6 protein-coding genes are annotated in these 5,283 nt (G+C 32.9%); 3 read left to right on the top strand and 3 right to left on the bottom strand.

What is annotated here, in order from left to right; translation table 11 throughout:
- Positions 1-250: 250 nt before the first annotated feature.
- The 3 genes from OEV82_RS16255 to OEV82_RS15805 all read right to left on the bottom strand — a co-directional run bounded on the left by OEV82_RS16255 (position 251) and on the right by OEV82_RS15805 (position 2,952).
- Complete coding sequence (locus OEV82_RS16255; RefSeq protein WP_456152470.1) at positions 251-556, bottom strand: tubby C-terminal domain-like protein; 306 nt, start codon at positions 554-556, stop codon at positions 251-253.
- Between the two features lie 63 nt (positions 557-619).
- Positions 620-1,420, bottom strand: coding sequence for a DUF4097 family beta strand repeat-containing protein (locus OEV82_RS15815; RefSeq protein ID WP_263062414.1), 801 nt, complete (start codon positions 1,418-1,420; stop codon positions 620-622).
- Between the two features lie 320 nt (positions 1,421-1,740).
- On the bottom strand, positions 1,741-2,952 hold the full coding sequence (locus tag OEV82_RS15805; protein WP_263062412.1) for an MFS transporter: 1,212 nt from the start codon (positions 2,950-2,952) through the stop codon (positions 1,741-1,743).
- 142 nt (positions 2,953-3,094) lie between these two features.
- Here OEV82_RS15805 and OEV82_RS15800 point away from each other — a divergent pair, with 142 nt between their 5' ends.
- From OEV82_RS15800 to OEV82_RS15790, 3 genes are read left to right on the top strand one after another with little or no spacing between them, the layout of a single operon-like run.
- Positions 3,095-3,466 carry a GntR family transcriptional regulator gene (locus OEV82_RS15800; RefSeq protein ID WP_263062411.1) on the top strand — a complete coding sequence of 124 codons (372 nt, stop codon included), beginning with the start codon at positions 3,095-3,097 and terminating at the stop codon, positions 3,464-3,466.
- A gap of 5 nt (positions 3,467-3,471) precedes the next feature.
- Positions 3,472-4,335, top strand: coding sequence for an ABC transporter ATP-binding protein (locus tag OEV82_RS15795; RefSeq protein ID WP_263062410.1), 864 nt, complete (start codon positions 3,472-3,474; stop codon positions 4,333-4,335).
- Between the two features lie 4 nt (positions 4,336-4,339).
- Positions 4,340-5,137 carry a hypothetical protein gene (locus OEV82_RS15790; protein WP_263062409.1) on the top strand — a complete coding sequence of 266 codons (798 nt, stop codon included), beginning with the start codon at positions 4,340-4,342 and terminating at the stop codon, positions 5,135-5,137.
- Positions 5,138-5,283: the final 146 nt, after the last annotated feature.

Here is a 5,283-nt window from a genome sequence, read left to right as displayed (position 1 = left end):
ATATAAAAACTTCAAGAGATTTCGAGCAAGAATCTTATTGAGACATCAGTATAAAGGAATGGGTCTACATATAGGATAGGGGTGGCCTGATTTCTTTACCACCCCAACATTTGACGGAGAACCCGTTTTTCTAATAAATCCTGATGACTCATGAAGATAAAGTTTGTTCAAACGGCCACCGCTCAAAGTATCACTAGCTATGTTAAATTGCTTTAAATTTTTTTAAATAAGTAATATAAAACGACAATTATCAAAAACGTTCCTCATGTGAATATATCTTAGCTTTCACTTCTAGAGGAGGAATGACTCTTGTTAATTTTATGTCAGCTACAAGAGACTCATTTCCATTTACTACAAAAATCCTACGATCACCAAAATCTTTCTTGATTATCAACCTTTCATTCTCTGAATATATACATTCCAATTGTAGATTTGTGCTAATCTTTGTTTTATCTTTAATTTCATAAACATCTTTTCCTCTTATTTCACCACTCCAAATTGAGCGATATAAAGTTGATTTTAGGTATACATTAAAATACTTAGTTTTCGTGGAAATAAGGACCTTGAGACGTCTTTATTTAGTTCAAAGGATCTTACAACCATGGTTCATCGTTATTAGTTATTTTCTTACTGATATATTACCATTTACAGATTTTAAATGAATATGATGTTCTCCATTTCCAACTGTGAAATGATAATCCTTTTCTCCAAACAGTCGTACTATCCCATTTTCATTTTCTACATCAATGTCAACATTTGTTGGATCTGTCATAGTACGAACATCAATCGCACCGTTTATACTTTCTAAGTTCATATTTTGTTCTAGATGTTCTGCTTCAATTGTAATTTTTCCATTCGTTACATTCCCTAAAATTTGACCTGTTGTATGTTTAAGGTAAATAGCACTATTTTCAGACAGCACTTGTACATTTGAAGTTTCTACATATTCTATGTTAATTTTCCCATTTACGGTTTTTGCTTTTAAATCTGTCACTTGTAGTTCCTCAATATCGACATTTCCATTAACTAAATCCACTGTTATAGAATCATATATCTTTTCTGGAAGATATACGTTTAACTGCAAATGATATTCGTGAAACAGAAAATTAAAATATTTCACTTGTGCTTCATCAAAATCAATAACTAGTGTATCTCCTTTTACCTCAGTATTAAAGTGAGATTTTCTGCCTTTGGAATTTGTACCCGTTAGTTCAGCTACGATTTCTGGATCAGATGTTCGCATCACATTGACTGTGGCATTATCTGAATTAATTTTTATATGTTTAATGTCCTGATTAAAAGTTCTCTCTTCATGAATCGGCTCTGCTTGAAAGGCAGATTGAAAGGTTAATAAACAACCGATGACACCAATCAATAAAAGGAGCAGTGCAATTAAGGAGATCTTTTTTATATTAAGCATGTTTCATACCGCCTTTCACCATGGACATATTGTATTTTAGATATTTCACAAAACCTTTCAACAACAAGCGTGTAGTAAAATACATACCAATTCCCATCAATAAACCAACTCCTGCTAAACCAATGGAGAAAAACAATTCATAAAGTACAAAAATCTCTGGACTAATTTTAATTTATTATCTTTCAGACTCATAAGTGTTTCCAACTACTTTTACAACTTATTCCTCTAATTAACGAATCATAATATCGGATATTGAAACGACAATATATTTGTTATGTAAAAATAAAGGAGACTGCATGTAAAACAGTCTCCAATCATATCTATAATACTTTTTGTAATTGTTCCTTTTCTTTTCTTCTGGCTGCTGCTTTTTTTCCATGTAGAAAGTAATAAAGGATAACAGTTAAAAAGACGAATAACGCCAAAATTAAATACATCCCTCGAAAACCTACATACGGAATGATAAATCCGATTAAGTATGGTCCAATGCCTACTCCACCATCTAAACAAATATAAAAAGTTGAAACGGCAAGACCTACCCTTTCTTTCGGTGCTTCCTTAACCGCAATTGCCTGTCCACAAGACACCAGTGTTCCGAAACCTAATGCTAAAAAGGCACCTGCTAATAAAAGGACAAATCCAACGCGTGCCTGACTTAATAAAACAAGACATATTGTGAGAAAAATGATTGCAGGATAAATGACAATATTATCTCCTTTTATATCTAGTAATCTACCGGTCAACGGTCTTGTGAATAATAGAACAATCGCATAAACAATAAAAAATAAACTTGCTGCATCTTGTAATTGAAGTTCAATCGCATAAACATTAATAAATGAAATGATACTTGCATAGGCGATTCCGAGGATAATCATCACAAAGGAAATTGGTAATGCCTTCATCTCAATAAAGTCTTGAAAGTGAAATCCTTTTTTTGTTTCGTTCAATTTTTTCTCAGAAATTTCTGCTTCAGGGATTTTAGCAAAAAAGGAAAGAATCAAACTAATAACGGTAAAAATTGTACAGATGATGAAAATTTGTTGGAAGTCAAAATTTTGTGTTAAGTACAAACCTAAAAACGGTCCCAATGCAGTAGCAAATACAGAACTTAAGGTGAAATAGCTAGTCCCTTCTCCTTTTCGCTCATAAGGGATCATATCCATCACAGCCGTGGACATCGCTGTCGAAGATGCCCCAAAGCCCATTCCATGAATAAAACGGATGATCAATAATAAACCTAAACTATTTGCGAAAAAGTAAAATAAAATGGCGATTAAAAATAATATAAGACTGCTGTACAATAACTTGTTACGACCGATGACTTCAATATACTTACCAGCTAGTAGTCTAGCAAATAAAGCACCGATTATAAAAATACCTGCAGCTAACCCCGCCTCACTTTCAGATGCAGCAAATTGCTGAACTGCATATAAGGCAAATGAGGTCATCAGTAAATAAAAAATAAGCGCTACAAAAAAAGTAGCAGAAAAAAGAATAATAAAATCTTTAGTAAAAATTTTTCCTTGTTTCAATTTAATACCTCCATCCTTTCTTATTTTAGTACTAATTTGGGAATTATGTCAAAAGAACAGTTGACATTTTGTATTCATACACATACACTTATACATTGAACTGTATAACCATAACACCAGAAAACTAGGTGGTGAATAATGTTTGAGCAAACTCCTCGATAACAATAAACCTATATACTTACAGATCCGTGAAAAAATTGAAGATCAAATTTTACGAGATATATTGAAGGAAGGAGAACAAGCACCTTCTACCAATCAGTTAGTCAACTTTTATAAAGTAAATCACCAGACTGTTGCAAAAGGCGTTAATCAACTCGTTGATGAAGGCATTCTTTATAAAAAGCGGGGGGTTGGTATGTTCGTTTCAGAAGGAGCAAAAGAAACGCTAATAAAAAAGCGGAAGGAACAATTCGTAGATAATTATATTATTCATCTTATTGAGGAAGCTAAAATTCTTGGAATTACCGACGAAGAATTAATAACGCTTATTAAAAAAGCAAAAGAAAGGGTGTAAACACATTGAAGGTCGAAGTGAAAAATTTATCTTTAAAATATAATGATTTTGAAGCTTTAAAAAACATATCTTTTGAACTGGAAAACGGAAAAACATACGGTCTACTCGGTCGTAATGGTGCAGGAAAAACCTCCTTACTTTCCCTTATCGCATCCTTTAGAGAACCAACAGAAGGAAAAATTCTTATTGACGGTGAAGAGCCATTTGAAAATGCCAAAATTATGCAACAAGTCGCATTTGTCTATGAAAAAGATTATAAAGATGAAACAGGTACAGTAAAAGAGATGCTCCAAATTGCCGAATACTACCGACCAAATTTTGATAAGGAATACGCGAACTATTTAATTGATCGCTTTCACTTACCATTAAAAAAACCTGTTAATAAATTATCAAAAGGAATGCAATCAGCCATGAGTGTCACAATTGGTTTAGCCAGTCGAGCACCTTTTACGATTTTTGATGAAGCGTATTTAGGAATGGATGCACCAACACGAGAAATGTTTTATAAAGAAATCTTGGCAGATCAGGAAAAAAACCCTCGCATAATTATACTCTCCACTCATTTAGTTTCAGAGATGGATTACTTGTTTGATGAAGTTTTAATCATTAAAAACGGAAAATTAATTGTACAAGAAGAATATGAAGACTTAATTTCCAAAGGTGTTTCAATAACTGGGGAAAGTAGAGTTGTCGATGAATTCACCAGCGGTATGAAAATTTTAAACGAACAACAACTAGGCAATACAAAATCGGTTATGGTATATGAAAAATTACTTGAAAAACAACGTTACGATGCCGAAAGACTTGGACTTGATGTCGGTCCAATTCCCCTACAAGATTTATTTATCCATTTAACGGAGGAGGTTTAATAGTATGCAACAACAGCCCATCTCATTAAAAATTGGTTCCAATATGTTTACTGAACAAATGAAATGGACAGTCTGGTTTATCGGTATATCGTTTTTGGTTCATATTATACAAATTTGCGCAAATTTGCTAGGAACTCGTTCAGATAATAATGAAGTCACTGATTATTTTCTAGCTTCTCATATTGCTGGGAATATTTATATGTTAGTTATTGGTATCATTGCCGCTTATGCATTTCTTCCCTTTTTTGTACAAAATGGGTTAACAAGAAGAGATGTTTTTAAAGGATCCCTTTTAGCTGCAATCGGTCTATCTATCGTAATTCCTATCATTACGCTAATTCTAAGTTTATTAGTAGGATGGATTGTTGATCTATTTAATTTACCTGTCACCATTACTGATATGCCAGTATTTGACAAAGAAGATACTTCAGGGAATTTAATAGAAGCGATTGTGTTTTCGATTCTAGATGCTCCAACTGGGGTTCATGAAAATTTAAGCTTGGCCCTCTTATTAAACACATTAAACTTATTTTTCTTTTATATTGTTGGCTATTTCATTACCACTGGTTTTTATCGATTTAACGTAATGATCGGTTTAGGCTATATTTTAATTTCTATCTCATTAATCTCCATTCGCTCAATGTTCTGGGGGACAAATACGATGGATATCGTTTACAATTGGTTACCAATTGGAACTTTTCAATTATCAAGTTCGGCTTTTATCGTTGCTTCCATCGTATTGAGCTTGATTATCATCTGGCTAATTCGTCTAACAACGAAAAAAATGGCCATCAAATTATAAGAATCAGAAACCATTGTATCAATGGGGCTGTCCAATAAGTCCCCAAAAAAAGAGCGAAATTGAGAAATCCTTGTGTTTCTCAATTCGCTCTTTTTACATTTTCCTGAAAATAGCTTGATATTACCTACAAATTTTAGGAGATTGTG

The organism is Pallidibacillus thermolactis (assembly GCF_025660415.1).
Taxonomy (GTDB): Bacteria; Bacillota; Bacilli; order Bacillales; family Caldibacillaceae; genus Pallidibacillus; species Pallidibacillus thermolactis.
This window is presented reverse-complemented; position numbering and strand designations above follow the sequence as displayed.

Bases quoted from the DNA above. Each gene is read 5' to 3' on its own strand.
- OEV82_RS15790 (WP_263062409.1), top strand. From the start codon at position 4,340: ATGCAACAACAGCCCATCTCATTAAAAATTGGTTCCAATATGTTTACT.
- OEV82_RS15815 (WP_263062414.1), bottom strand. From the start codon at position 1,420: ATGCTTAATATAAAAAAGATCTCCTTAATTGCACTGCTCCTTTTATTG.